We start from the raw sequence: 1,000 nt of genomic DNA, 5'->3' as shown, positions 1-1,000 counted from the left end.
GAGCGGTAGTTCAGTTGGTTAGAATACCTGCCTGTCACGCAGGGGGTCGCGGGTTCGAGCCCCGTCCGTTCCGCCACTTTTTACGAAGGCCCTGAGCATTAGCTCAGGGCTTTTTCGTATGTGCAATATACTTTTCATCCCTGCTCCCACGCTCATCTCCTTCTGGTCATTTTGCTTAAAACACCTTCTAAAATGCATCGCTAGTCATCAGTTATTCGCGGTTATTCGTTTTAATGGGTAGCTGAGACACTGATTAATGTGAAAACAGTCACAAAAGTGCAAACAACTTATATTGTTGCCTCCTCTCTTTTCATCATAACTTTTACCTGAAAATAAAATCATTTAAAAACATATAGCTATACAAAATTCGCGACATTGCCCGGGAGAATAATGTGATTTATATCTCATATTTTGGCTGGGTTATTAGCTGTCAATAGTTAGAGCAGGGAAAAAACCTTACATAAATGTGATCGCTGTCGGAAAAATTAGTACCCCCATCATTACCATTAACTCCATGTTAACGCACTGGCATTATATTGGGAGTCGATAATGAAAATAGGATTAGTCATTAGTGGTGGTGATGTCAGTGGTATCAATAATTTCCTGTTTCAGATTAACCGGATGACGGAATCAGAAATTGTTGTTTTTGATGGTGGTATTAATGGTCTCATCGCTAACCAGTTTAAAGCGATTTCACGCCGCGACCTGGTCGATTTATCGATTTCGGCAGTACCGTTAATTGCCTCTGGCAGAAAAGAGGATAAATGTAAAAAATCAGATTATGAGAAGATCGTAAAAAACATTCGTCATCGGAAACTTGATTGTCTGATTATGGCAGGAGGGGATGGCTCTTTTCAGTTTTTAAAAGTCCTCAGCGGCTACGGTATTAATTGTTATGGCATTGGCATGACAATTGATAACGACATGGCGGATTCAAGTTCGAAGTGCAACGCTAAGCCGCCTGTCTTAACTCTGCAAAGACCACTGAAGGCTGCCGGAA

Annotated in this window: 1 protein-coding gene; it reads left to right on the top strand. The window is 41.3% G+C overall.

Annotated elements, in window-relative coordinates:
- Positions 1 to 549 precede the first annotated feature (549 nt).
- Positions 550 to 1,000 (top strand): 6-phosphofructokinase (locus tag ACSZO1_RS22475; protein WP_437616601.1); only part of this gene is annotated, 451 nt, incomplete at its 3' end.

Source organism: Erwinia sp. V71 (genome assembly GCF_965644245.1).
Taxonomy (GTDB): Bacteria; Pseudomonadota; Gammaproteobacteria; order Enterobacterales; family Enterobacteriaceae; genus Erwinia.
Note: the sequence above shows the minus strand (reverse complement) of the source record. Positions and strands in the feature narration are given on the sequence as shown.